This window comes from Denitrovibrio acetiphilus DSM 12809, assembly GCF_000025725.1.
In the GTDB taxonomy this organism is placed as follows: domain Bacteria; phylum Chrysiogenota; class Deferribacteres; order Deferribacterales; family Geovibrionaceae; genus Denitrovibrio; species Denitrovibrio acetiphilus.
This window is the reverse complement of the sequence record NC_013943.1, coordinates 191,040-217,406: the sequence shown is the minus strand read 5'-3', so window position 1 is coordinate 217,406 and position 26,367 is coordinate 191,040. Positions and strand designations below refer to the sequence as shown.

The window sequence follows — 26,367 nt, the reverse complement described above, 5'->3', positions numbered from 1 at the left end:
ACTTGCTCCGTGTTGTCTATTCCATCAATTCTTTCAAAAATAACATATCTTCAGCCAAAAAGCCCTTAAGCATGTAAGCATGTGCGGGGTAAAAACTGTTTATAAGATCATCTCTGCTGTCAGTTACAGCATCACAAAACTGAGACGCCCAACCAGAAAGGTGGTGTAAGTTAAACTGGTGCTGTTCGTCAACGAACTTATCGGCTTCTTCAAAATTACCAGAATCCATAAAAGCCGCTGCTTTAAGGCTGAGAAGTCCCGCAAACTGTAGCTCTGCCGAGATATGACCCAGACTTCTGTTTCTAACATTTCTATTTAAGAAACGCGACGAATAAAATGACAGTGCACCAATTTCTGAGTTATATTTTTTCTCAGAGCATGTATACCCTGACTCATTAATTGGGACAGAGAGCTTTCCAAAAACAAAAAGCCTTGTGTAGTCTCTGGCTCTGTCATCACGGCTGGCGGCAAGCTCAACCGGACATTCCTTCGAGCCGTAAAAGACTTCCAGCATCTCTGCCCCTAATCTAAAGTCCTCATTATCTGACAAATCAGCCAGTTCAAAAATATGCTTTGCAGTATCAGCACAGAAGCGGTCTGAACACTCGTCCGGAACATTTTCAAAAACCCTTGAAAATATGCTATATGCAACACTCCGCACTCTCATCATATTTGAAATTACACCTGTGACCATAAATCACCCCACATACAACAGCCGAAGACTTTGTGTATATTAGTTCATCGGGTAATTTTCACCCTATGGATTGTCTCTTCGGCAATTAATGCAGGCGGAAGTCGTTGTCCTAGAGGTAAGGATGCGCCCGAAGCTTACTTACTCGTACTCCGGGCACATCAACAAGCCCAATCAGTTATAAAATACCTACAGGGTGATTTCTACCGACTGTATTAATTCCCGAATTCACAGTGTATTTTCGATCCATTTCGCAGCATAACAGACCACCGCAAATATATTTGTATTATATCTAACATTTGTTTGGTTAAGATAAGGTAAAGGATATTTACAAAATGACTACGAGAGCAAGAAAATATGTTTGCCATAGACACTTTTTATCTTCGCTACGAATTTAAGACATACAGAACAATTAAAAGGCGGGGCACATGTTATGCACCCCGCCGGAAATGTTAAGAGCCTGTTAGCTCTTTGGTGTAAAATAAATAGACGGAACAGTGTCGCCTGATTCGAGCTTGTTGCCGTTGGCATCAAGGTCAGACTGAGGCATACCAACTACAGTTTTTACTGCTGTAGGGTATTTAGCTGTTATTTCAGCTACTGTACCAAAGTCAAGCGCACGCTGAGGGCATGCGGCGACACAAGCTGGCTTAAGACCTTCTGCCAGTCTGTCCCAGCAGAAAGTACATTTCTGCATCGGGTGAGCTACTGCCCATGAAGCTTCCGGTACCGGTTCACTGTCGTCATCGCCGAACTGAGGCGCACCATAAGGACACGCTACTGCACAGGCTTTGATATCCTGACAGAGATCACGGTTTACGATTACGATGCCGTCTTCTTCTCTTTTATATATAGCGCCAACCGGACAAGCTGCTGTACAGGCAGGGTTAGCACAATGGTTACATGAAAGAACGAGGTTAAACACTTCAACATTAGGAAATGTACCTGATTCTTCATTGCTGTATCGTCTCCAGCTAGCCTGTCCAGGTTCTACACCGTTCCAGTCTTTACAGGCTACTGTACAGGCGTTACAACCCATACATCTATCTTGATTAAAGTAAAATGCCATCTGAGCCATTATAATCCTCCCTATGCTTTCTCAAATTTTACGCGGCAGTCAGTCGCACAGTTGTTCCCTTTGCAGATCCTTGAAGGTCTTGGGCTTGTTACTGTACTCACACATCCGCCGATGTCTATCCCTTCGGAGTTCAGCTGTAACCAGCCACCCTGTCCCATTGAGACTGTACCGACAGGAGTTCTCTGTGTTACTACCGCTGTTGCATAGAGTTTTCCTCTATCGTTGCTTACAAGCACTCTGTCACCTGTTGTGACACCTGCATCTTTTGCATCTGCCGCATTGATCCAGATAGGCTCATAAATATCCTCATCCCATACGCCGTCAGTGAATTCACGCTCATTATCTATGAATGCTTTGTTTCCGTTAATGTCCTTTTTGTAAACTTCATTCAGGAAACCGTTGTTGTTCAGTGTTGAGTGTGAACGATACATCAAGTGCCAGCTAAGCAGGTTAAATGTGTACCCTTTGTCGTTAAGACCGAGCGGGTCGTCGTGGCAAAGCTCATCTGATGGATCTATGGCATCAATTGCGTGACGTCCTTCAGACATAGGGATGTACATAGGAATCGGGTAGACGAATCTTCTGGCGTTAGAATCTGAATGGTATTCAGTATAAAGTGTGCCGCCATAAAGAGTGTCTGTACCGTCAGAATCTGCTGTCACAGTATCAACATTTTCATGATATCTGGCTTCATAGTCTTCCATCATACCAAGACAGTAAGCCTCGAATTTACCAGATGGTGTCTGAAGTGGGTTATTAACAGGATCTTCGCGGAAGGCTTGATGGTTAATAAACTGTTCATCGTAAGTTCCGTGAAGGCTTGCGATACCTTTTTCGCTCCATTCATCATATGTCATGCCGTATTTGGAAGAAAGGTTAGCAGATTCCCAGCCGTCTCTCAGTCTGGTTTCCATACCCTCTGTTCCTTCGGCGTACCCATCAAAGTAATCTGCACCAAAGCCGAGTTTTTCAGCTATTTTACCGCAAATTGTATACTCGTCCATCACTTCCCCGGGGCTGTCGATGACTTTGTTCATCTTGATAGCGACCTCACCTGTGGTCCATGCGTTTACAGCACCTGGTTTTTCTCCAGGCAGAGTAGAAGGAAGAATATAGTCAGATATACTTGCTGAGGAAGTCATGAACGGTTCCATGTTAACGATAAGCTCAAGCTTGCTCTTATCTTTGAAGATCTCACCTGCATATTCAGTTCCGGAGTGCTGATTATACATGATGTTACCGGCAGCAATAAACAGAGCTTTAAAAGGTGTTGTAAGCTGCTTAACCTGACCGTCATTCCATCTGGATTTACCTGTGGCCTCGCTGGCAACTGCATCAGGAATAGTAAAGACAGAGAGGTTATTCATCTGACCTGTAGGAACGTAATCCAGCGGAGAAGTAAGTCTTGTATCATCATATATTTTGCTTTTAAGGCTAACACCGTTAGAAACACCACTGGACATACCGTTGCTAGGCAGTGTCGGTGAAACGTTCTGAGAGTTACGCCCGTATCCTGCACCATGGACACCAAAGTTTTTAGTTATGGCAGAAAGTATACGGAGAAGCCAGATAATCTGCTCTGACTCAGCTCCTCTGTTGTATCCAAGACCACTCCATGTAGTAACTTTTGTATCAAGGTACATGTCAGCCATCTGACGGATTTTAGCAGCAGGAACACCGGTGATCTTCTCAGCCCACTCAGGTGTTTTAGCTTTCTGTCCCCAGATGCTTACTGTTTTACCGTAAAGCTCATCATCAGCATTAACTTCATAACCTATAGTCTGAGGATATACTGATGTTGCATTGTTAAGCGATTCTCCACCGTGCATTACAGTTGTGAGACTGTTGTCATCACCCATAATGAAAGCACTGAGAGAAGCACCGTCAGGAACTTTATATCTTGTTGTATCCAGATCTACATGATAGGAATCATTGCCGTTATCAAAGAAACCGAAAACATAAGCTTTAATAAAATCTATATCAAGGTCTGCAAGTCTGTCTGTAAGCAGATGATACATCATTCCAAGTACAAGGGCAGAATCAGTACCAGGCTCAACATCAACAAAATCGCTGGCAACAGTCGCTGTTGACATAGAATACCTCACATCAACTGATGTTATAGGAATTCCCATCTCTTTGAACTGTGACAGATACCATCCGGAGTTTGTACCGATTACAGACTCGTGATAGTTACAGGACCAGAGCACGATGTTATCTGCATACTGAGCATCCTGTCTTGAGTTGCCATAGGGGTTTGCAAATCCTTTCCCTTCAACAAATCTTGCAACGTGCTGAAGTGTTGGAGAGCTGTAGCTGAGATAATATGATGTATACCCGCCAAAGAGATTCAAAAGCCTGAGATTTGCCGCACCACCCCAGCCTGAAGCATCACCGGAAGCATACATATTATGGAATGCTTCATTTCCGTATGTGTCTTTTATCTCCTGCATCTTGGCAGCGATCTCTGTATATGCCTGCTCCCATGAGATACGCTGAAAACCGTTAATATCGCCCCTCTCACCAGTCTGTTTGAGTGGATAAAGAAGGCGGTCATTACGGTTGAACCACTGCTTTTTAGCGTGACACCTTACACAGGCACGATACTCAGGATCGTCACCATCTTTAAGGTCAACATCGCCTCTTTCATCAGATACGATTCTCTTGATTACACCATCTTCAACATAAAACTTACTGACACAACGTCCACCACAGTTGTGAGGGGTGGTACTTGGTATGATTGTTCCTTTTATTTCCGGCACTTCAAGAGTATCGTCCTCTTCCATGTAAGTTTTACCGCCGCCGCCTCCGCCGCAACCGTAAAGCGCCGCTGCAGCTCCGGCTGCACTCGCACCCTTAAGGAAGGTACGACGGGTTACTTCTTGGGATTTAAGTAATTTATCTTTTAAACTCATTATTTACGCTCCATCTACTTAGTGTACTGATTAGGTGCGTGAGCACTCTTATGACAAGTAAAACAGGTGGTTTCCTGTACTGGGTAGTGACAGCTGCTGTCACAGTGTCTGTTGATCGGATCTCTCCAACCAGGACGGTGACTTGCAGGAGGAGTCTCCTGATGGCACTGGATACAGGAATCCTCACGGTGGCAAGTCTGACAGCTGCTCCTGTCCCATCTGGCCTCTAAGCCGTGACCTTTCTTCACCCAGCCGCCGGTGTGATTACGGGGCTGTGTGTCCTGGTGGCACTGAATGCAGGATACCTGCTCTACGTGACACTCTAAACATTCCTGCTTATCTATCTTACTCGCATTACCGTGGCGTTCCATCCATGAAGTATCATGGCTCGCTGGCTTATTAGAAGTCACAGCAAACGCTACAAGAGATATTGCAAGCAGCAGCATGGTTAAGATTATTATTCGTTTCATCATATCTCCTTATCTAGAATGCTATGTTAGCCCAAAGCTCTACCACGTAACTGTCGCTGAGATCATCATCTACATCATCGTAGAACTCTGTCTCTTCGCGGCTTACGTCTAAAAGAACTCCGAGGGTCTCGCTAGGCTGATACTGACCGCCTACGTAGTAGCTTCTTACTGAATCCTTACGGGTGTCGGTAAGATAGTCATACTCGTATTTGCTGAAAGAAGAACCAAGCCATACATCAACCTCGGCATTAACCTTCTGGCTAACCTGAAGACCGTACATGATGCGATTGTTGTCGTCGGTGGAATCCGTATCAGAAATTGCCCACTTATCCGCATTAAGAGAGATATAAGTACCGTCACTGATAAGACCGTTGATGTCGAACTTAGCTCCGTATTTCTGATAGTCACGGTTATCGAAGTTCTCATCTCCGTCTACAGACTTAGCCTCATAGCTCAGACCTGCTACGAAATACTTCATAAAAGGCTGATACACGGATGCTTTGTATTTGCTGTATTTGCTCTGATCCATCAGGGCATAAGTGATAGGGTTAACCAGATAGTTGCTGTCGCTGCCTTCTATATCATCATTAAGTCTCTCGAAACCGAGAGTAACGATAGTTCCGGTGGAGGATATCTGGTAATCAAGATCTGCGCTGTAAGTATCCGCATCATTAAGAAGCTCGTAACCGAGCATTACTGAACCGTTAGGGATAAGCTGAACAAACTCAAGCTGAGTATGATCGTCATCGATGTCATCTACTTCTGCATAGGAGTACTCACCTCTGAAGATAGTGTTATCCATATACTTATAGCTGAAGCCTGCTCCTGCTACATAGGAATCTTCAAGATCATAAAAGTAGCTTACCGGAAGACCGCCAAAGGCATAAACTGAAAAGTTATCAGTTACATTTACCTGTGCGTCAATACCGTCTACCTGATAGGTAGTAAGGTGATCAAGGTAAAAACGTCCAATGCTGATCTTAGTGTTCTTAATAACACCGTCTGCTTGGAGATAACCCTGATAAAGACGACCGCCAAGATCTCCTTCGCTGTTGTCAGCGTCAAGAATATCCCGCTGGGCATAGTAGTCGTTATCCCCCCAGTCTTCATCAGAATCACCATTGATATCGCTGGTGATGCGTCCGAAGATTGAAAGCTTTACTGTTCCGTTACCTACTTCTGCTGCATCGGTATGCATACGAATGTACTGATAGACATCGCTGTCTTCGGCATATTCGTTAGACTTAAGACGCAGACGGGTGGTAAGCGTTGTGTAAAGACTAGTATCATCGGTCAGTCCTGAACCGCTGGTGCTCTGGACTATACGACCTGCAGTCACGTGCTGTTTCCAGTTATCAGGTGTGCTGTAGCTGTCGTCCTCGAAGCTATAAGCTACTGATACTGTTAAAGCAAGGATTAATACTGCGAAAAATGCTTTGCTTAACGAATGACTCATTTCCCCTCCTTGTGATAAAAGCAGCAGGAACGCCCTCGGATATGAAAAGGGCATTGGGTATCCTGCTTATGTAGAAATTATCACTTGGTTGGTTAAGCCACAGTAAAACTTAATAAAGTAATGACAAAATTTCTGAGAATTTTGGCACGAGGTAAGGACAACATCTTATATAGCATTGCTAATCAAGGTGTTAATAGGAGTTTGAGCATTCTTCGATAATAAACACAACTGGCAGAAATGCTATAGGACAGGACGTGCCCGCCTTTACCACTAAAACGGACACGTTTGCAACCTATCCTAAAATCATACCAAGGGGGAATTACTGCCAACAGTATTTATTACCGAAGTAAAAAGGCGGGGCACACGTTATGCACCCCGCCAAAATTAAAAGGGATTAACCCTTTGGTTTAAAGTAAATAGACGGAACAGTGTCGCCTGATTCGAGCTTGTTGCCGTTAGAATCAAGGTCAGACTGAGGCATACCAACTACAGTTTTCACTGCCGTCGGATATTTAGCTGTTATTTCAGCTACTGTACCAAAGTCAAGCGCACGCTGAGGGCATGCAGCGACACAGGATGGTGCAAGACCTTCTGCCTGTCTGTCCCAGCAGAAAGTACATTTCTGCATCGGGTGAGCCACCGCCCATGAAGCTTCGGCTACAGGTTCACTGTCATCATCACCGAACTGAGGCGCACCATAAGGACACGCTACGGCACAGGCTTTGATATTCTGACAGAGATCACGGTTTACGATTACTATACCGTCTTCTTCTCTTTTATATATAGCGCCAACCGGACAAGCTGCTGTACAGGCAGGGTTAGCACAGTGGTTGCATGAAAGCACAAGGTTGAACACTTTCACATCAGGAAATGAACCTGATTCTTCATTACTGAGTCGTCTCCATCTAGCCTGACCGGGCTGAACATCATTCCAGTCTTTACAAGCTACTGTACAGGCGTTACAAGCCATACATCTATTTTGATCGAAGTAAAATGCCATTTGAGCCATTATGAGCCTCCCTACGCTTTCACTATTTTTACACGGCAGTCATTTGCAAGGGTCATACCCTGACAAATCCTTGAAGGACGGGCACTTGTCATTGTATTCGCACACCCTCCAACATCAATATCGCCTTTAAGCTGATGCCATCCGCCTTGTCCTATACCAACAATTTTCGAAGCAATTCTGTTGGTCACAACAACTGATGCATACATCCTTCCTCTGCCGTTGCTGATAAGGACTCTGTCCCCTGTTGCAACACCAAGACTACTCGCATCCGAAGGGCTAAGCCATACTGGTTCATAAACATTGTCGTCCCATACACCGTCGCTAACTTCTCTGTTAGGATCAAGAAATGTAGAGTTACCGTTTATATCTTGTTTGTAGCACTCATCAAGATATGCAATGTTATTCAGTGTCGAGTGTGAACGATACTGAAGGTGCCATGTGTGAAGAAGGAAATTATAGCCTTCATCGCCCCTGCCTGTAAGGTCCGGATGGCTGCCGTCGGCGTGCATACCTTCCACAGTAGGGATATACATAGGGATAGGATATACAAATCTCATATCCGTTGATGCACCAGACTTCTCATCATTAATAACACCCCCATGCTCAAGAGAACCGTATGTGTCATGGTTGTCATAGCGACGTGCCTGATAATCCTCCATCATCCACTGAGCATATGCCTCAAATTTACCTGACGGTGTATTAAGAGGATTGTTAGAAGGGTCATCTCTGAAATCTTTGTAGAGAATTGATATAGGCAGAGTCGGTTTCCAGACTCCATCTTCAAGGAATTCATCCCATGTTATGTCAAATTGCCCACTTTCATATCCACTGTCCCAACCCTCTTTGAGCCTGTCGAGCATAGTTTTATTTTCAGTGTACTCTGTCTCTTTCCCAAATGATCCGGCTATACCAGCACAGATGTCGTATTCACTTTTAACCTCTCCTGGAGTCTCCAGGACTTCGTTAATGAGTGTAACTTCTTCACTGAACCAGCCTGTAGCTGCACCCGGTTTTTCCATCTGCATAGAACATGGAAGAACATAGTCGGACATAAGTGCTGACGATGTCATAAAGTGCTCACCAGTAACTAGCAGCTCGCACTTGCTTCTGTCTGCGAGTATCTCTTTAAGCAGATTGACATCACCTGATTGATTCGCAAGCACGTTCCCTGCAAAGTTGAAGATACACTTTATACCTTTCGGAAGATTGGCCACCTGCCCATCATTCCATCTTGATTTACCTGTCCCGCCGTTTTCAACAGCATCAGGCCATATGAAAACAGGTATTGAGTTTGAGGTGCTGTTTGCGTAGAAGTCTGTTGTTGTCATTTCGCTTGTATCATAGATTGAACCTGAAACATCCACGCCGTTGGAGACACCGCTGGACATGCCTGTAGAAGGACCGCCAACCCAGCTCCATGGTTGCATACCATAACTGCACCCTTCTGCTCCGAAGTTCTCTGTAACTACAGTCAAAATTCTCATAAGCCAGACAATCTGCTCTGACTCCGTGTTACGCTGAAAGCCTGATCCGTTTAATATTGTACATTTTGAGTCAATAAGTGTATCTGCGATCTTCTTAATAGTAGCTACTGGAACACCAGTTATTGCAGATGCCCACTCAGGTGTTTTTGGAGTCTGACCGTAAATCGGTGCTCTCTTGCCAAACAACGGATCTGTATCGGGTACATTATAGCCTATTGTGTCAGGATAAATTGAAATAGCGCCGTTATACCCATCATCAACAAGAGTTGTATCTGTTCCGAAAATATAAGCGGAAAGTGATGCACCATTAGGAACGACATATGTTCCGTCTGCAACGCTCGCATGGTATGAGGTTGCTGCAGGATCATCGAAAAAGCCGTGTACGTGCTCTTTGATAAAATCAACGTCAAGGTCAGCCATTCTCTCTTTTAAGAGATAATACATAGCAGCGAGTGCAAGAGCTCCGTCTGTACAAGGCTGAATATTGATAAATTCATCTGCCAGAGTTGCCGCTGTCTGCGAATACCTTGTGTCTATAACAGTAAAGGGGATCCCACTTTCTCTTGCCTGTGTCAGGTACCAGCCGGACTGTGTACCCCATACAGCTTCGAGACCGTTGTAACTCCAGAGGAATATGTGTTCAGCATTAACCATATCGCCTCTGCTGTTTCCTAAAGGAATGTATCCGGTACCTTCGGTGAAAGTTGCAACGTGGTCAAGAGCAGGCCATGAATAGTCGTCTCTGTATGACAATGAACCACCAAGCATATTGAAAAGCCTGCCTACAGAACCGCCTGACCATCCGGTTGAATCTGCTGAAGCGTACACTTTAAAAAGTGTTTCAGGCCCTTTTGATGGATCGTCTGCTATGTCTTTAAGCTGATTACCGATCTCACTGAAAGCCTGTTCCCATGATATACGCTGAAAACCGTTAATATCCCCCCTCTCACCAGTCTGCTTGAGAGGATACAGAATACGGTCATTACGGTAGAACCACTGCTTTCTTGAACGGCATCTTACGCAGGAACGTCTTTGAGGGTCATTAGCTGTTGTACCAAGGGCGTTTTTATCTTCTGTTTCGTCTGTGACGATACGTTTCACAACGCCATCTGTTATATAATATTTACTGAGGCAGCGTCCACCACAGTTATGAGGAGTAGAACCCATTACAGTAGTTCCTTTTATTTCCGGCACTTCAAGAGTATCGTCCTCTTCCATGTAAGTTTTACCGCCGCCGCCTCCGCCGCAACCGTAAAGCGCCGCTGCAGCTCCGGCTGCACTCGCACCCTTAAGGAAGGTACGACGGGTTACTTCTTGGGATTTAAGTAATTTATCTTTTAAACTCATTATTTACGCTCCATCTACTTAGTGTACTGATTAGGTGCGTGAGCACTCTTATGACAAGTAAAACAGGTGGTTTCCTGTACTGGGTAGTGACAGCTGCTGTCACAGTGTCTGTTGATCGGATCTCTCCAACCAGGACGGTGACTTGCAGGAGGAGTCTCCTGATGGCACTGGATACAGGAATCCTCACGGTGGCAAGTCTGACAGCTGCTCCTGTCCCATCTAGCCTCTAAGCCGTGACCTTTCTTCACCCAGCCGCCGGTGTGATTACGGGGCTGTGTGTCCTGGTGGCACTGAATGCAGGATACCTGCTCTACGTGACACTCTAAACATTCCTGCTTATCTATCTTACTCGCATTACCGTGGCGTTCCATCCATGAAGTATCATGGCTCGCTGGCTTATTAGAAGTCACAGCAAACGCTACAAGAGATATTGCAAGCAGCAGCATGGTTAAGATTATTATTCGTTTCATCATATCTCCTTATCTAGAATGCTATGTTAGCCCAAAGCTCTACCACGTAACTGTCGCTGAGATCATCATCTACATCATCGTAGAACTCTGTCTCTTCGCGGCTTACGTCTAAAAGAACTCCGAGGGTCTCGCTAGGCTGATACTGACCGCCTACGTAGTAGCTTCTTACTGAATCCTTACGGGTGTCGGTAAGATAGTCATACTCGTATTTGCTGAAAGAAGAACCAAGCCATACATCAACCTCGGCATTAACCTTCTGGCTAACCTGAAGACCGTACATGATGCGGTTGTTGTCGTCGGTGGAATCCGTATCAGAAATTGCCCACTTATCCGCATTAAGAGAGATATAAGTACCATCACTGATAAGACCGTTGATGTCGAACTTAGCTCCGTACTTCTGATAGTCACGGTTATCGAAGTTTTCATCTCCGTCTACAGACTTAGCCTCATAGCTCAGACCTGCTACGAAATACTTCATAAAAGGCTGATACACGGATGCTTTGTATTTGCTGTATTTGCTCTGATCCATCAGGGCATAAGTGATAGGGTTAACCAGATAGTTGCTGTCGCTGCCTTCTATATCATCATTAAGTCTCTCGAAACCGAGAGTAACGATAGTTCCGGTGGAGGATATCTGGTAATCAAGATCTGCGCTGTAAGTATCCGCATCATTAAGAAGCTCGTAACCGAGCATTACTGAACCGTTAGGGATAAGCTGAACAAACTCAAGCTGAGTATGATCGTCATCGATGTCGTCTACTTCGGCATAGGAGTACTCACCTCTGAAGATAGTGTTATCCATATACCTATAGCTGAAACCTGCTCCAGCTACATAGGAATCTTCAAGATCATAAAAGTAGCTTACCGGAAGACCGCCGAAGGCATAAACTGAAAAGTTATCAGTTACATTTACCTGTGCGTCAATACCGTCTACCTGATAGGTAGTAAGGTGATCAAGGTAAAAACGTCCAATGCTGATCTTAGTGTTCTTAATAACACCGTCTGCCTGGAGATAACCCTGATAAAGACGACCGCCGAGATCTCCTTCGCTGCTGTCAGCGTCAAGAATATCCCGCTGGGCATAGTAGTCGTTATCCCCCCAGTCTTCATCAGAATCACCATTGATATCGCTGGTGATGCGTCCGAAGATTGAAAGCTTTACTGTTCCGTTACCTACTTCTGCTGCATCGGTGTGCATACGAATGTACTGATAGACATCACTGTCCTCAGCATATTCGTTGGACTTAAGACGCAGACGGGTGGTAAGAGTTGTGTAAAGACTAGTATCATCGGTCAGTCCTGAACCGCTGGTGCTCTGGACTATACGACCTGCAGTCACGTGCTGTTTCCAGTTATCAGGTGTGCTGTAGCTGTCGTCCTCGAAGCTATAAGCTACTGATACTGTTAAAGCAAGGATTAATACTGCGAAAAATGCTTTGCTTAACGAATGACTCATTTCCCCTCCTTGTGATAAAAGCAGAGGCTATCCATATGTTAATGGTACCCTGTCCTCTACTTATGTGAAAGTTAACATGCGTTAGGTGAAATAAGAGTCAAACACAACGAAAATATAGAAGGGAGCAAGCTGCAATAGCTAGGCAGACGAAACAACATATTATTAACTATATGTTTTTATTCTTCGATAATAAACACAACTGGCAGAAATGCTATAGGACAGGACGTGCCCGCCTTTACCACTAAAACGGACACGTTTGCAACCTATCCTAAAATCATACCCAAGGGGGAATTACTGCCAACAGTATTTATTACCGAAGTAAAAAGGCGGGGCACACGTTATGTACCCCGCCAAAATTAAAAGGGATTAACCCTTTGGTTTAAAGTAAATGGACGGAACAGTGTCGCCTGATTCGAGCTTGTTGCCGTTAGAATCAAGGTCAGACTGAGGCATACCAACTACAGTTTTCACTGCCGTCGGATATTTAGCTGTTATTTCAGCTACTGTACCAAAGTCAAGCGCACGCTGAGGGCATGCAGCGACACAGGATGGTGCAAGACCTTCTGCCTGTCTGTCCCAGCAGAAAGTACATTTCTGCATCGGGTGAGCCACCGCCCATGAAGCTTCGGCTACAGGTTCACTGTCATCATCACCGAACTGAGGCGCACCATAAGGACACGCTACGGCACAGGCTTTGATATTCTGACAGAGATCACGGTTTACGATTACTATACCGTCTTCTTCTCTTTTATATATAGCGCCAACCGGACAAGCTGCTGTACAGGCAGGGTTAGCACAGTGGTTGCATGAAAGCACAAGGTTGAACACTTTCACATCAGGAAATGAACCTGATTCTTCATTACTGAGTCGTCTCCATCTAGCCTGACCGGGCTGAACATCATTCCAGTCTTTACAAGCTACTGTACAGGCGTTACAAGCCATACATCTATTTTGATCGAAGTAAAATGCCATTTGAGCCATTATGAGCCTCCCTACGCTTTCTCAATTTTAATACGACAGTCATTACCGGAAGTCATCCCTTTACAAATTCTGGAAGGGCGGGCTGTCATCAGAGTATTAGTACACCCTCCCACATCTATCCCTTCACTATTTTTGCTAAACCATCCGCCTTCTGACATATAAGCTATCCTGTGAGCAACTCTGTTAGTAACACGGGCAGAAGCATATGCCTTGCCGCGGGCGTTACTCAGCAGAACTCTGTCTCCGTCCTGAATTCCGAGTTCATTAGCATCGACAGGATTGATCCACACAGGCTCATAAATACCGTCTTCCCATACGCCTTCTGTCCAGTCTCTTTTCGGATCAAGAAAAGCAGGGTTACCGCTTGCATTCCTTTTGTAATTTTCAGCAGCGTATGCAACATTATTGTGTGTTGAGTGAGTTCTGTACATACTGTGCCAGTTATGCAGAGTAAACTTATACCCGTTTCCATCTGCTCCAGCCGGATCGTCATGGGCAAGCTCATGATCAGGGTCTGTTGTGTCTATCGCATGACGCCCTTCTACAGCAGGGATATACATAGGGATAGGATACACAAAACGCCTGCCGGTGTTGTCTCCGTGGTATTTAGAAAATATTGAACCGCCATTGGGCAGAGTATAAACTCCGGAATCATCATCAGAAGTTACAGTGTCAATATTCTCGTGATATCTCGCCTCATACCCCTCTATCACTCCAAGACAATATGCCTCGAATTTACCGGTAGGTGACTTAAGCGGATTGTTTGCAGGATCATCACGAAAATCTTTATAATTAATAGGCAGAACATCCGTATCAGGCATCTCGGCGGCACCTTTTTCACATATTTCATCATATGTCATGCCATAAACGCTTGTAAGGTCTGCATCATCCCATCCTTTACGAAGTCTGGCTTCCATACCTTCCTCACCAACTTCGTAATCTCCCTGATAATCACCTTTCAGTCCGAGCTTCTCGGCTATCCCTGCACATATAGTGTATTCATCAAGAACTTCACCTGGTGCGTCAGTAACAACATTAGACCTGATAAGTGTGTCAAGCCCGAACCAGCCAGTGATAAATGTCGGCTTTTCACCAATCATTTTTGAAGGGAGAATATAGTCAGACATAGCCGCTGTTGATGTCATAAAAGGCTCAAAGTTGACAATAAGCTCGCACTTGCTCTTATCTTTATAAATATCCCAGTTGTAGTTAACATCACCACTATTGTTGGTCATGATATTAGCACCTGAAACAAAAACAGCTTTCCCGAAGCTTTCAGGAAGGTTTTTCACCTGACCGTCATTCCATTTTGATTTACTAGTTCCTGCATTATCAAATCCATCCGGCACGGCAAAAGCCGGCACATTGATCTTCTCCGCCGCAGGCATGTAAGAAGGAGATGTCGTTCTGTCCTCATCATAAATTCCGCTTATACCTACAGTATTAGGAACGTAAAGATCCGCAGGGGCGGGACTTGCGGCACCTGTTTTAGCAGCATTTATCATACCGAGAGATCTCCCCTCAGCACCAAAGTTTTTAGTGATAACAGAAAGTACACGGTGAAGCCATACAGCCTGCTCAGACTCAGTGTGTCTCTGGTAGCCGAGCCCTACATGTGTTGTTACTTTTTTAGTCAGATACATTTCCGCAAGCTCTCTGATCTTGTCAGCAGGAACGCCGGTGATCTTCTCCGCCCACTCAGGTGTTTTAGCTTTCTGTCCCCAGATATGGACAGTTTTACCGTGCAGGACATCATCATCATTTACGTTATAGCCGATTGTGTTCGGATATATTGATGTAGCATTGTTAAGAACAGGGTGGTCTGCAGTTGCTTTTGTAAGGTCATCTTCATCACCCATGATAAAAGCAGAAAGAGAACCACCGTCCGGTACAGCATAGGCTGATGCATCAACATCTGAATGATAAAGAGAATTGCCGTTGTCAAAAAATCCATACATATAGTCGTTGATAAAATCTACATCGACTTTGTCAAAATGATTTTTGAGTATATGGTATATCATTGCAGAGATAAGGGCAGCGTCTGTGCTCGGCATAATATTTACATAGTCGCCGCCAATTGTTGCGGCTGTTTTTGAATATCTTGTATCTATGACTGTGACAGGTATACCTTTCTCTTTACACTGTGTAAGATACCAGCCTGTGTTTGTGTCATAAATGGTTTCCATCGGGTTATATGACCATAAAACAAGGTGCTCTGCATTCAGAACGTCCTGTCTTGTGTTTGCCATAGGAACATAGTGGCTCCCCCCCTCTATCATAGACGCAATGTATGCAACAGACGGAACGCTGTATGTCCCCCAGTGGTTTGTGTACCCTTCATTATGCAGAACAAGGAGCTTATTTATCCCATACCATGACCATCCGCTGAAATCTCCGGCAGCATGTATTTTGTGATATGAACCTGCTCCGTAATTTGACTTGATCTCTTCCATCTTTGCTGCGATCTCTGTGTATGCCTGATCCCATGAAATTCTTACGAATCCATTAAGGTCACCCCTCTCACCAGTCTGCTTGAGAGGATACATCACACGGTCATTACGGTAGAAAGACTGCTTTCTTGAACGACAGCGTACACAAGCCCTAAGCTGAGGTCTGTCCCCTTTGTCTATTGCAAGGTCTTCTCTTTCGTCTGTGACAATGCGCTTAATAACGCCGTCAGCGACATAATATTTTGTAATACATCCGCCGCCGCAGTCGTTGGGTATAGAGCTGATTACAGCTTCCTCTTTTATTTCCGGCACTTCAAGAGTATCGTCCTCTTCCATGTAAGTTTTACCGCCGCCGCCTCCGCCGCAACCGTAAAGCGCCGCTGCAGCTCCGGCTGCACTCGCACCCTTAAGGAAGGTACGACGGGTTACTTCTTGGGATTTAAGTAATTTATCTTTTAAACTCATTATTTACGCTCCATCTACTTAGTGTACTGATTAGGTGCGTGAGCACTCTTATGACAAGTAAAACAGGTAGTTTCCTGTACTGGGTAGTGACAGCTGCTGTCACAATGTCTGTTGATCGGATCTCTCCAACCAGGACGGTGACTTGCAGGAGGGGTCTCCTGATGGCACTGGATACAGGAATCCTCACGGTGGCAGGTCTGACAGCTGTTCCTGTCCCATCTAGCCTCTAAGCCGTGACCTTTCTTCACCCAGCCGCCAGTGTGATTACGGGGCTGTGTGTCCTGGTGGCACTGAATGCAGGATACCTGCTCTACGTGACACTCTAAACATTCCTGCTTATCTATCTTACTTGCATTACCGTGGCGTTCCATCCATGAAGTATCATGGCTCGCTGGCTTATTAGAAGTCACAGCAAACGCTACAAGAGATATTGCAAGCAGCAGCATGGTTAAGATTATTATTCGTTTCATCATATCTCCTTATCTAGAATGCTATGTTAGCCCAAAGCTCTACCACGTAACTGTCGCTGAGATCATCATCTACATCATCGTAGAACTCTGTCTCTTCGCGGCTTACGTCTAAAAGAACTCCGAGGGTCTCGCTAGGCTGATACTGACCGCCTACATAGTAGCTTCTTACTGAATCCTTACGGGTATCGGTAAGATAGTCATACTCGTATTTGCTGAAAGATGAACCAAGCCATACATCAACCTCCGCATTAACCTTCTGGCTAACCTGAAGACCGTACATGATGCGGTTGTTATCGTCGGTGGAATCCGTATCAGAAATTGCCCACTTATCGGCATTAAGAGAGATGTAAGTTCCATCACTGATAAGACCGTTGATGTCGAACTTAGCTCCGTACTTCTGATAGTCACGGTTATCGAAGTTCTCATCTCCGTCTACAGACTTAGCCTCATAGCTCAGACCTGCTACGAAATATTTCATAAAAGGCTGATACACGGATGCTTTGTATTTGCTGTATTTGCTCTGATCCATCAGGGCATAAGTGATAGGGTTAACCAGATAGTTGCTGTCGCTACCTTCTATATCATCATTAAGTCTCTCGAAACCGAGAGTAACGATAGTTCCGGTGGAGGATATCTGGTAATCAAGATCTGCGCTGTAAGTATCCGCATCATTAAGAAGCTCGTAACCGAGCATTACTGAACCGTTAGGGATAAGCTGAACAAACTCAAGCTGAGTATGATCGTCATCAATGTCGTCTACTTCGGCATAGGAGTACTCACCTCTGAAGATAGTGTTATCCATATACTTATAGCTGAAGCCTGCTCCTGCTACATAGGAATCTTCAAGATCATAAAAGTAGCTTACCGGAAGACCGCCAAAGGCATAAACTGAAAAGTTATCAGTTACATTTACCTGTGCGTCAATACCGTCTACCTGATAGGTAGTAAGGTGATCAAGGTAAAAACGTCCAATGCTGATCTTAGTGTTCTTAATAACACCGTCTGCCTGGAGATAACCCTGATAAAGACGACCGCCGAGATCTCCTTCGCTGCTGTCAGCGTCAAGAATATCCCGCTGGGCATAGTAGTCGTTATCCCCCCAGTCTTCATCAGAATCACCATTGATATCGCTGGTGATTCGTCCGAAAATTGAAAGCTTTACGGTACCGTTACCTACTTCTGCTGCATCGGTGTGCATACGAATGTACTGATAGACATCGCTGTCCTCAGCATATTCGTTAGACTTGAGACGCAGACGGGTGGTAAGCGTTGTGTAAAGACTAGTATCATCGGTCAGTCCTGAACCGCTGGTGCTCTGGACTATACGACCTGCAGTCACGTGCTGTTTCCAGTTATCAGGTGTGCTGTAGCTGTCGTCCTCGAAGCTATAGGCTACTGATACTGTTAAAGCAAGGATTAATACTGCGAAAAATGCTTTACTTAACGAATGACTCATTTCCCCTCCTTGTGATAAAAGCAGAGGCTGTTTGTAAAATTAGGACAGCGCTTTGCTTCAGTCAAAGCTAACGCTGTGAAAGTAAAGAAATGGTAAATAGTATTTAAGAAAAGTGATTTTTTTGAGAGAATCGGAGGGTATTTAATGCAGCAGAACGATTCCTATATGTCAGGGATTACACAAAGGAACCGTCCCCCATCTTCTGCTGCTTTCTGGTCATTCTTGTCTTGCGTATTTTCGCAAGTGCGGTGGTTTCTAAATATAGTTCAGAAACTGATACAAACGAAGATAGATTTACCAAGGTAAAATCAGATATCTCTCTTTTCGGTTGTATCAAGTCCTGAAAATATTAAAAAAAAGGCGGGGCACACGTTATGTACCCCGCCAAAGTTAAAAGGGATTAACCCTTTGGTTTAAAGTAAATGGACGGAACAGTGTCGCCTGATTCGAGCTTGTTGCCGTTAGAATCAAGGTCAGACTGAGGCATACCAACTACAGTTTTCACTGCTGTCGGATATTTAGCTGTTATTTCAGCTACTGTACCAAAGTCAAGCGCACGCTGAGGGCATGCAGCTACACAGGATGGTGCAAGACCTTCTGCCTGTCTGTCCCAGCAGAAAGTACATTTCTGCATCGGGTGAGCTACCGCCCATGAAGCTTCGGCTACCGGTTCACTGTCATCATCACCGAACTGAGGCGCACCATAAGGACACGCTACGGCACAGGCTTTGATATTCTGACAGAGATCACGGTTTACGATTACTATACCGTCTTCTTCTCTTTTATATATAGCGCCAACCGGACAAGCTGCTGTACAAGCAGGGTTAGCACAGTGGTTGCATGAAAGCACAAGATTGAACACTTTCACATCAGGAAACGAACCTGATTCTTCATTGCTGAGTCGTCTCCATCTAGCCTGACCGGGCTGAACATCGTTCCAGTCTTTACAAGCTACTGTACAGGCGTTACATCCCATACATCTATTTTGATCGAAGTAAAATGCCATCTGAGCCATTATGAGCCTCCCTACGCTTTTTCAATTTTGACTTTGCAGTCATTGGCTGAAGTCATACCTTTACAAATCCTTGATGGGCGGGCTGTGGTTACTGTGTTTGCATTACCACCAACATCTATGCCATCAGAATTTTTGCTGGACCATGACCCTTGTCCGATATGAATGATTTTCGGACGTACTCTGTTGGTTAAAACAACTGATGCATACATCTTCCCTCTGTCGTTACTGATAAGGACTCTGTCCCCCTGAGTAACGCCGATGTCTTTAGCATCTGCAGGGTTAAGCCATATAGACTCATAGACATTATCGTCCCAAGCTCCTTCAGACCAATCTCTGTTCGGGTCGAGGAACGCAGGGTTACCGTTAATATCTTGTTTCTGACATTCATCCAGATACGCAACGTTATTCAGCGTTGAGTGTGAACGATACATCAGGTGCCATGTGTGAAGAGTATATGTGTACCCTTTGTCGTTTGTACCAAGTGGATCCGGGTGAGCATACTCATTAGCAGGATCTGTATAGTCAATAGCATGTACACCTTCCATAAGAGGTATATACATAGGGATAGGGTAAACAAATCTTCTGGCTGTAGTTTTACCTTCTGTATTAGCAAGTGGAGAATATATTTCTCCTGTACCGTAAAGCACTGTTTCTCCACCGGCATCGGCAGTAACTTCATCAATGTTAAAGTGATTTCTCGCTTCATAGTCTTCCATCATTGCCTGACAATAAGCTTCTATTTTACCTGTAGGTGTTTGAAGCGGATTGCTCACAGGATCATTGCGGAAATCTTCGAAGTGAATGTAATATTGGTTTTCGTTGTATGTGCTGTGAAGTGACGCAATACCTTTCTCTACCCATTCATCGTAAGTCATACCATACTTAGCAGAAAGATTGGCAGAATCCCATCCTGCTTCAAGTCTTTCGTCCATACCTTCCTGCCCTGTTGAGTAGCCGTCATAGTAGTCACTCTCAAGCCCGAATTTACTTGCAATACCAGCACAGATATCGTATTCAGACATAACTTCGCCAGGAATATCTTTAACTTTATTAAGTCTGATACAAACTTCACCTGTACCCCACGCATTAACAGCACCTGGTTTTTCACCCTGCATTGTTGACGGAAGGATATAGTCGGCAATTGCTGCTGAAGGTGTCATAAAGTGGTCAAAATTTACAATCATCTCGCACTTTGATCTGTCAGTGAAGATGTCATAGTTATAGTTAACATCACCGGACTGGTTAACCATAATGTTACCGCCAGGCACGAAGAAAATTTTACCAAAGCCTTCGTGAATTTTTTTAACCTGACCGTCATTCCATTTTGATTTTCCAGTTCCCGCATTATCAAGTGCATCAGGAATAACAAAAACAGGCATGTTGGCTCTTTGCACTGTATGTACATATTTCAGATCCGATGTTACTCTTTTTGGGTAATAAAGTTCGCTTTCAAGGTTTACGCCATTGCCTGCGCCCATACCTGTTCCAGGTGTTGATGCTGTGACGTTGTTAGAATTACGTCCTGAACTCTGACCGGCCGCACCAAAGTTTTTAGAGAAAACACTGAATATTCTGTTCATCCATACAGCTTGCTCAGATTCTGTGTGTCTCTGGTAACCACCACCTATCCATGTTGTGACTTTATTGTCCATGTAAAGGAGTGCAAGTTCTTTGATTTTAGCAGCAGGAACACCAGTGATCGCTTCTGCCCACTCAGGTGTTTTAGCTTCCTGTCCCCAGATGCCTACTGTCTTACCGAAAAGGTCATCGTCATCGTTTACGTTGTAACCTATTGTGTCAGGGTAGATAGACAATTTGTTATTTAAGCCAGCAAGGATAGAACCTGAACCTGTAAGAAGATCATTTTCATCACCCATGATAAAAGCAGAAAGTGAACCGCCGTCCGGCACATCATAGTTAGCTGACGGACTGTCTGCATGAAGTGTAGTGTTACCGGTATCGAAGAAACCGTAGCAGTATTTCTGAATAAAAGCAGAATCCACTTTATCTGGATGCTCTTTCATAATGTGATACATCATAGCCATTACAAGTGCTGCGTCTGTACCAGGCATAATGCTGATATATTCATCCGCTGCTGTAGCAACAGTTTTAGAAACACGAGTGTCCACAGCAATAACAGGAACACCGCTCTCCTTAATCTGCTGAAGGTACCAGTTTGTGTTAGTACCGAATACTACTTCGTTAGGGTTGAAACTCCACAGAACAAGATAATCTGCATTTTTAGCATCCTGTCTGCCGTTTCCATATGGAGAACCATTATTTCTACCATCTACAAATCTTGCAACATGCTCAAGAGCAGGGAAGCTGTAGTTAGAGTAGTAATATGTGTAACCGCCTGTAAGACCAAGAAGTCTGTGCAGAGAGTTGCTTGCCCAGCCGGAAGCATCACCGGAGGAGTAAATGGAATGGATACCTTTACTGCCGTATCTGCCGATAACATCCTGCATTTTAGCGGCAATTTCTGTGAAAGCCTGATCCCATGAGATTCTTACGAATCCGTCCATATCTCCTCTTTCACCAGTTTGCTTGAGAGGATACATAAGACGGTCATTACGGTAGAACCACTGCTTTCTTGAACGGCATCTGACGCATGAGCGGTATTCAGGATCGTCACCATTCTCAAGAGTCTTATCGCCTCTTTCGTCTGTTACAATTCTTTTTACCACACCGTCTTCAACATAGTATTTGCTGAGACAACGTCCACCACAGTTGTGAGGAGTACCACCGGGTATGATTGTCCCTTTTATTTCCGGCACTTCAAGAGTGTCGTCCTCTTCCATGTAAGTTTTACCGCCGCCGCCTCCGCCGCAACCGTAAAGCGCCGCTGCAGCTCCGGCTGCACTCGCACCCTTAAGGAAGGTACGACGGGTTACTTCTTGGGATTTAAGTAATTTATCTTTTAAACTCATTATTTACGCTCCATCTACTTAGTGTACTGATTAGGTGCGTGAGCACTCTTATGACAAGTAAAACAGGTAGTTTCCTGTACTGGGTAGTGACAGCTGCTGTCACAATGTCTGTTGATCGGATCTCTCCAACCAGGACGGTGACTTGCAGGAGGGGTCTCCTGATGGCACTGGATACAGGAATCCTCACGGTGGCAGGTCTGACAGCTGTTCCTGTCCCATCTAGCCTCTAAGCCGTGACCTTTCTTCACCCAGCCGCCAGTGTGATTACGGGGCTGTGTGTCCTGGTGGCACTGAATGCAGGATACCTGCTCTACGTGACACTCTAAACATTCCTGCTTATCTATCTTACTTGCATTACCGTGGCGTTCCATCCATGAAGTATCATGGCTCGCTGGCTTATTAGAAGTCACAGCAAACGCTACAAGAGATATTGCAAGCAGCAGCATGGTTAAGATTATTATTCGTTTCATCATATCTCCTTATCTAGAATGCTATGTTAGCCCAAAGCTCTACCACGTAACTGTCGCTGAGATCATCATCTACATCATCGTAGAACTCTGTCTCTTCGCGGCTTACGTCTAAAAGAACTCCGAGGGTCTCGCTAGGCTGATACTGACCGCCTACATAGTAGCTTCTTACTGAATCCTTACGGGTATCGGTAAGATAGTCATACTCGTATTTGCTGAAAGATGAACCAAGCCATACATCAACCTCCGCATTAACCTTCTGGCTAACCTGAAGACCGTACATGATGCGGTTGTTATCGTCGGTGGAATCCGTATCAGAAATTGCCCACTTATCGGCATTAAGAGAGATGTAAGTTCCATCACTGATAAGACCGTTGATGTCGAACTTAGCTCCGTACTTCTGATAGTCACGGTTATCGAAGTTCTCATCTCCGTCTACAGACTTAGCCTCATAGCTCAGACCTGCTACGAAATACTTCATAAAAGGCTGATACACGGATGCTTTGTATTTGCTGTATTTGCTCTGATCCATCAGGGCATAAGTGATAGGGTTAACCAGATAGTTGCTGTCGCTGCCTTCTATATCATCATTAAGTCTCTCGAAACCGAGAGTAACGATAGTTCCGGTGGAGGATATCTGGTAATCAAGATCTGCGCTGTAAGTATCCGCATCATTAAGAAGCTCGTAACCGAGCATTAATGAACCGTTAGGGATGAGCTGAACAAACTCAAGCTGAGTATGATCATCATCAATGTCGTCTACTTCTGCGTAGGAGTACTCACCTCTAAAGATAGTGTTATCCATATACTTATAGCTGAAACCTGCTCCAGCTACATAGGAATCTTCAAGATCATAAAAGTAGCTTACCGGAAGACCACCGAAGGCATAAACTGAAAAGTTATCAGTTGCATTTACCTGTGCGTCAAGCCCGTCTACCTGATAGGTAGTAAGGTGATCAAGGTAAAAACGCCCAATGCTGATCTTGGTGTTCTTAATAACACCGTCTGCCTGGATATAACCCTGATAAAGACGACCGCCGAGATCTCCTTCGCTGCTGTCAGCGTCAAGAATGTCTCTCTGAGCATAGAAGTCTTTGTCTCCCCAGTCTTCATCGGAATCTCCGTTGATATCGCTGGTGATTCGTCCGAAGATTGAAAGCTTTACTGTGCCGTTACCTACTTCTGCTGCATCGGTGTGCATACGAATGTACTGATAGACATCGCTGTCTTCGGCATATTCATTAGACTTAAGACGCAGACGGGTGGTAAGAGTTGTGTAAAGACTAGTATCATCGGTCAGTCCTGAACCGCTGGTGCTCTGGACTATACGACCTGCAGTCACGTGCTGTTTCCAGTTATCAGGTGTGCTGTAGCTGTCGTCCTCGAAGCTATAAGCTACTGATACTGTTAAAGCAAGGATTAATACTGCGAAAAATGCTTTGCTTAACGAATGACTCATTTCCCCTCCTTGTGTATGTTGAAGATCGTCAAACTCATTTTAATCAAAACAAGTCGACCTCAACCTTAGTCAGATGCTAACACCTGATTGGTTAAGCGAAGGTAAAATGTGTGATAACTGTACAGAGTTTTGTTAATTATCTGAAATAGATATTATAGGCTTATAGCTTTCTGCGGAGCGTAGATAATAGTGGATCAGGCGTGTCGGAGTTTACTCGCTTCACCTGTCTCTTCCGGTGTTTTCATATTCAGCCCTATGCACCAGTCACAACGCTCTTTGAGGTTATAGCAAATTCTAGTCTGCGTTCCTTTTCCGACTTCTGAACAGATATAGAATGACCAGCCAAGATTTGCGCATAACTTTTTAACGATGGACAGTCCCAACCCGAATCCATCAGCATGTCCTTTCCTTGTGCCGTCTTTGATCATCATCAGCCCATCTGGTTTTATTCCCCGCCCGGAGTCCCGAACCTGGAAACATGTGGTTTTAATATGTATTTCTACAAATCCCCGCTCTGTATAAGTAAAGGCGTTCCTTATCAGATTTGCGATAAGTATTTTCATGAGCTGGGGTTCTGTGTTTACCTTCACACTCCCCTCATCAAAAACTTTTACCACAACAGGCTTCTGCTCTATTATAAAATTCTGCTCCTGTACTACTTCTTCCACAAGGTCATAGACATTTACTGAAGTGCTCTTGAATTCATGTAGTCTGTTCTGTCTTGATAACCAAAGAAAAGATTTGACAAGATGCTCCATATTAGATGTTGCACGGGACATTCTTCTGAGAACTTTCTGAGTGGATACTGTCAGATTCGGCTTCATTTCATCAAGCAGTTCGAGTGAATTTTTTATTGTAGTAATAGGTGTTCTAAGCTCATGGGAAGCATCTCTTGCAAAAGAAGTCTCCCGTTCGATAGAGTCCTGCATATCATTTACTGATGTTTTCAACGTTGCCGCGAGAAAACCTATCTCGTCTTTATTAAATACTTTTTCAAAATCATCAGGGAGCTTCTGTCTTGGCTCCAGTTTTCTCATAAATTTCTCCAGCCGAAGTACAGGACCAATAACTTTATGAGAAGTAATAAGCCCCAGAGTCACACCGAAAATAAGAATAGGCAAAAGAGTAAGAAGAATAGTCATCTGGAGCGAATGAAGTGCTTCTGCCCCCCTATTCTGCCGTGTCACATTGTAAAGCAGATAGAAATTTTCTCCGTCAGGTAGACGTTTTATTAGTATGCAGTATTTCTGCTTGTCATTGTCACGAAAATACGTGCCCGGCTGAAGCCCGAGGACTTTATTCTTTACCCACAACGGAAGAAGCTCCTCTCCATAATAATAGGTAATGAAAGGTGAGGTGGATCTTGCAGAATTAAAAGAATTAGAAGCAGGCGCAATAAAACTTGAAAGATAATCGCTGAGATAATACTCTGCTTCAACCTTAATACGATCTCTCTGTGAACGAGTTTCGCTCATCTGCGTGGCAAGGATAACGCCTACAACTGTGAGCGAGCTGAGCAGCAGGCTATACCCTATGTATGCCAGCAGTATCTTGCTCCTCAGATTCAGTTTATAGCTCAAAGCTCCGGTTCCTTGGAAGAAATGGCATAGCCTCTCCCCCTTATGCTGTAAAGCAGTTGTTTACCAAAAGGTTTATCAACCATTTGCCTCAGGGTATAGAAGTGAACTTTTAGACTGTCTGTCATAGGCGGTTCATCTTTCCAGACAGCGTACTCAAGCTCCTCTTTTGTTGCTATCCCCGGAAATTTTTCTATCAGTTTCAGAAGTATAGTAAAGCATATCGGCGGAAGGATAATAGGCATCTCCGACCTTGTCACTGTACCATTGTCGGGATCAACGCAAAGATCCTCAATGCAGAACTTCATTGCCATACCCTGACTGGCTCTCCTGTGCAGTGCTAATATTCGCATTTTAAGCTCAGCAAGCTCAAAGGGTTTCGGAAGAAAATCATCTGTTCCCGACTCGAATCCCTCAAGTTTGTCTTCAAGCATGGAACGTGCCGTAAGCATAACAATAGGGACATTCATATGCATCTTCATCCTGATTACCTTACAGACTTCAAAACCGTTAATACCAGGTAAATTTATATCAAGTACAATAGCATCATACTGATAGTCATGAAGAAGTTCCAGAGCTGCCTCCCCAGACATAGCATAGTCTGTATTGCAGTTCTGTATCTGAAAATACTCAATTATATTTTCTGCTAAATCAACATCATCCTCAACAAGCAATATTCTCATAACCATTTCCATTGTATATTTTTCTTAAATAAAATATGCAA

General features: G+C 44.4%; 20 protein-coding genes. All 20 read right to left on the bottom strand.

Features of this window, described 5'->3' with window-relative positions; translation table 11 throughout:
• Window positions 1-16 precede the first annotated feature (16 nt).
• Complete coding sequence (locus DACET_RS01035) at window positions 17-670, bottom strand: TorD/DmsD family molecular chaperone (RefSeq protein ID WP_169304164.1); 654 nt, start codon at window positions 668-670, stop codon at window positions 17-19.
• Between the two features lie 484 nt (window positions 671-1,154).
• A complete protein-coding gene (locus tag DACET_RS01030; protein WP_013009555.1) occupies window positions 1,155-1,769 on the bottom strand; it encodes a 4Fe-4S dicluster domain-containing protein in 615 nt (204 codons plus the stop codon).
• Window positions 1,770-1,780: 11 nt separating this feature from the next.
• Window positions 1,781-4,681, bottom strand: a complete 2,901-nt coding sequence (locus DACET_RS01025) for a molybdopterin-dependent oxidoreductase (protein ID WP_013009554.1) — start codon at window positions 4,679-4,681, stop codon at window positions 1,781-1,783.
• A 14-nt stretch (window positions 4,682-4,695) separates the two neighbouring features.
• Window positions 4,696-5,154 (bottom strand): hypothetical protein, encoded by a 459-nt coding sequence (locus DACET_RS01020; protein ID WP_244392538.1) that lies wholly within the window; start codon window positions 5,152-5,154, stop codon window positions 4,696-4,698.
• A 10-nt stretch (window positions 5,155-5,164) separates the two neighbouring features.
• Window positions 5,165-6,607 (bottom strand): hypothetical protein, encoded by a 1,443-nt coding sequence (locus DACET_RS01015; protein ID WP_013009553.1) that lies wholly within the window; start codon window positions 6,605-6,607, stop codon window positions 5,165-5,167.
• Window positions 6,608-7,001: 394 nt separating this feature from the next.
• A complete protein-coding gene (locus tag DACET_RS01010) occupies window positions 7,002-7,616 on the bottom strand; it encodes a 4Fe-4S dicluster domain-containing protein (protein ID WP_013009549.1) in 615 nt (204 codons plus the stop codon).
• A gap of 11 nt (window positions 7,617-7,627) precedes the next feature.
• On the bottom strand, window positions 7,628-10,447 hold the full coding sequence (locus tag DACET_RS01005) for a molybdopterin-dependent oxidoreductase (protein ID WP_013009552.1): 2,820 nt from the start codon (window positions 10,445-10,447) through the stop codon (window positions 7,628-7,630).
• Window positions 10,448-10,461: 14 nt separating this feature from the next.
• On the bottom strand, window positions 10,462-10,920 hold the full coding sequence (locus tag DACET_RS01000) for a hypothetical protein (RefSeq protein WP_244392538.1): 459 nt from the start codon (window positions 10,918-10,920) through the stop codon (window positions 10,462-10,464).
• Between the two features lie 10 nt (window positions 10,921-10,930).
• The gene (locus tag DACET_RS00995) at window positions 10,931-12,373 is read right to left on the bottom strand and encodes a hypothetical protein (protein WP_013009550.1); all 1,443 of its coding nucleotides are present in this window, start codon (window positions 12,371-12,373) and stop codon (window positions 10,931-10,933) included.
• A 366-nt stretch (window positions 12,374-12,739) separates the two neighbouring features.
• Window positions 12,740-13,354, bottom strand: a complete 615-nt coding sequence (locus tag DACET_RS00990) for a 4Fe-4S dicluster domain-containing protein (RefSeq protein ID WP_013009549.1) — start codon at window positions 13,352-13,354, stop codon at window positions 12,740-12,742.
• Between the two features lie 11 nt (window positions 13,355-13,365).
• Entirely contained in the window at window positions 13,366-16,269 is a 2,904-nt protein-coding gene (locus DACET_RS00985) for a molybdopterin-containing oxidoreductase family protein (RefSeq protein ID WP_013009548.1), read from the bottom strand.
• A 14-nt stretch (window positions 16,270-16,283) separates the two neighbouring features.
• Complete coding sequence (locus tag DACET_RS00980) at window positions 16,284-16,742, bottom strand: hypothetical protein (RefSeq protein ID WP_244392536.1); 459 nt, start codon at window positions 16,740-16,742, stop codon at window positions 16,284-16,286.
• Between the two features lie 10 nt (window positions 16,743-16,752).
• A complete protein-coding gene (locus DACET_RS00975) occupies window positions 16,753-18,195 on the bottom strand; it encodes a hypothetical protein (RefSeq protein WP_013009547.1) in 1,443 nt (480 codons plus the stop codon).
• A gap of 175 nt (window positions 18,196-18,370) precedes the next feature.
• Complete coding sequence (locus tag DACET_RS16175; RefSeq protein ID WP_169304163.1) at window positions 18,371-18,532, bottom strand: hypothetical protein; 162 nt, start codon at window positions 18,530-18,532, stop codon at window positions 18,371-18,373.
• A gap of 63 nt (window positions 18,533-18,595) precedes the next feature.
• Window positions 18,596-19,210: a 4Fe-4S dicluster domain-containing protein gene (locus DACET_RS00970; protein WP_013009546.1), complete on the bottom strand. Its 615-nt coding sequence runs from the start codon at window positions 19,208-19,210 to the stop codon at window positions 18,596-18,598.
• Window positions 19,211-19,221: 11 nt separating this feature from the next.
• Entirely contained in the window at window positions 19,222-22,140 is a 2,919-nt protein-coding gene (locus DACET_RS15290; protein WP_013009545.1) for a molybdopterin-dependent oxidoreductase, read from the bottom strand.
• 14 nt (window positions 22,141-22,154) lie between these two features.
• Window positions 22,155-22,613: a hypothetical protein gene (locus tag DACET_RS00960; RefSeq protein ID WP_244392536.1), complete on the bottom strand. Its 459-nt coding sequence runs from the start codon at window positions 22,611-22,613 to the stop codon at window positions 22,155-22,157.
• 10 nt (window positions 22,614-22,623) lie between these two features.
• Window positions 22,624-24,066 (bottom strand): hypothetical protein, encoded by a 1,443-nt coding sequence (locus DACET_RS00955; RefSeq protein ID WP_013009543.1) that lies wholly within the window; start codon window positions 24,064-24,066, stop codon window positions 22,624-22,626.
• Between the two features lie 194 nt (window positions 24,067-24,260).
• Complete coding sequence (locus DACET_RS00950) at window positions 24,261-25,646, bottom strand: sensor histidine kinase (RefSeq protein ID WP_013009542.1); 1,386 nt, start codon at window positions 25,644-25,646, stop codon at window positions 24,261-24,263.
• Window positions 25,643-26,326, bottom strand: a complete 684-nt coding sequence (locus DACET_RS00945) for a response regulator transcription factor (protein WP_013009541.1) — start codon at window positions 26,324-26,326, stop codon at window positions 25,643-25,645. Before DACET_RS00945 ends, DACET_RS00950 begins: the two co-directional genes overlap by 4 nt.
• Between the last annotated feature and the right edge of the window lie 41 nt (window positions 26,327-26,367).

Bases quoted from the DNA above. Each gene is read 5' to 3' on its own strand.
- DACET_RS01035 (WP_169304164.1), bottom strand. From the start codon at position 670: ATGATGAGAGTGCGGAGTGTTGCATATAGCATATTTTCAAGGGTTTTT.
- DACET_RS01030 (WP_013009555.1), bottom strand. From the start codon at position 1,769: ATGGCTCAGATGGCATTTTACTTTAATCAAGATAGATGTATGGGTTGT.
- DACET_RS01025 (WP_013009554.1), bottom strand. From the start codon at position 4,681: ATGAGTTTAAAAGATAAATTACTTAAATCCCAAGAAGTAACCCGTCGT.
- DACET_RS01020 (WP_244392538.1), bottom strand. From the start codon at position 5,154: ATGATGAAACGAATAATAATCTTAACCATGCTGCTGCTTGCAATATCT.
- DACET_RS01015 (WP_013009553.1), bottom strand. From the start codon at position 6,607: ATGAGTCATTCGTTAAGCAAAGCATTTTTCGCAGTATTAATCCTTGCT.
- DACET_RS01010 (WP_013009549.1), bottom strand. From the start codon at position 7,616: ATGGCTCAAATGGCATTTTACTTCGATCAAAATAGATGTATGGCTTGT.
- DACET_RS01005 (WP_013009552.1), bottom strand. From the start codon at position 10,447: ATGAGTTTAAAAGATAAATTACTTAAATCCCAAGAAGTAACCCGTCGT.
- DACET_RS01000 (WP_244392538.1), bottom strand. From the start codon at position 10,920: ATGATGAAACGAATAATAATCTTAACCATGCTGCTGCTTGCAATATCT.
- DACET_RS00995 (WP_013009550.1), bottom strand. From the start codon at position 12,373: ATGAGTCATTCGTTAAGCAAAGCATTTTTCGCAGTATTAATCCTTGCT.
- DACET_RS00990 (WP_013009549.1), bottom strand. From the start codon at position 13,354: ATGGCTCAAATGGCATTTTACTTCGATCAAAATAGATGTATGGCTTGT.
- DACET_RS00985 (WP_013009548.1), bottom strand. From the start codon at position 16,269: ATGAGTTTAAAAGATAAATTACTTAAATCCCAAGAAGTAACCCGTCGT.
- DACET_RS00980 (WP_244392536.1), bottom strand. From the start codon at position 16,742: ATGATGAAACGAATAATAATCTTAACCATGCTGCTGCTTGCAATATCT.
- DACET_RS00975 (WP_013009547.1), bottom strand. From the start codon at position 18,195: ATGAGTCATTCGTTAAGTAAAGCATTTTTCGCAGTATTAATCCTTGCT.
- DACET_RS00970 (WP_013009546.1), bottom strand. From the start codon at position 19,210: ATGGCTCAGATGGCATTTTACTTCGATCAAAATAGATGTATGGGATGT.
- DACET_RS15290 (WP_013009545.1), bottom strand. From the start codon at position 22,140: ATGAGTTTAAAAGATAAATTACTTAAATCCCAAGAAGTAACCCGTCGT.
- DACET_RS00960 (WP_244392536.1), bottom strand. From the start codon at position 22,613: ATGATGAAACGAATAATAATCTTAACCATGCTGCTGCTTGCAATATCT.
- DACET_RS00955 (WP_013009543.1), bottom strand. From the start codon at position 24,066: ATGAGTCATTCGTTAAGCAAAGCATTTTTCGCAGTATTAATCCTTGCT.
- DACET_RS00945 (WP_013009541.1), bottom strand. From the start codon at position 26,326: ATGAGAATATTGCTTGTTGAGGATGATGTTGATTTAGCAGAAAATATA.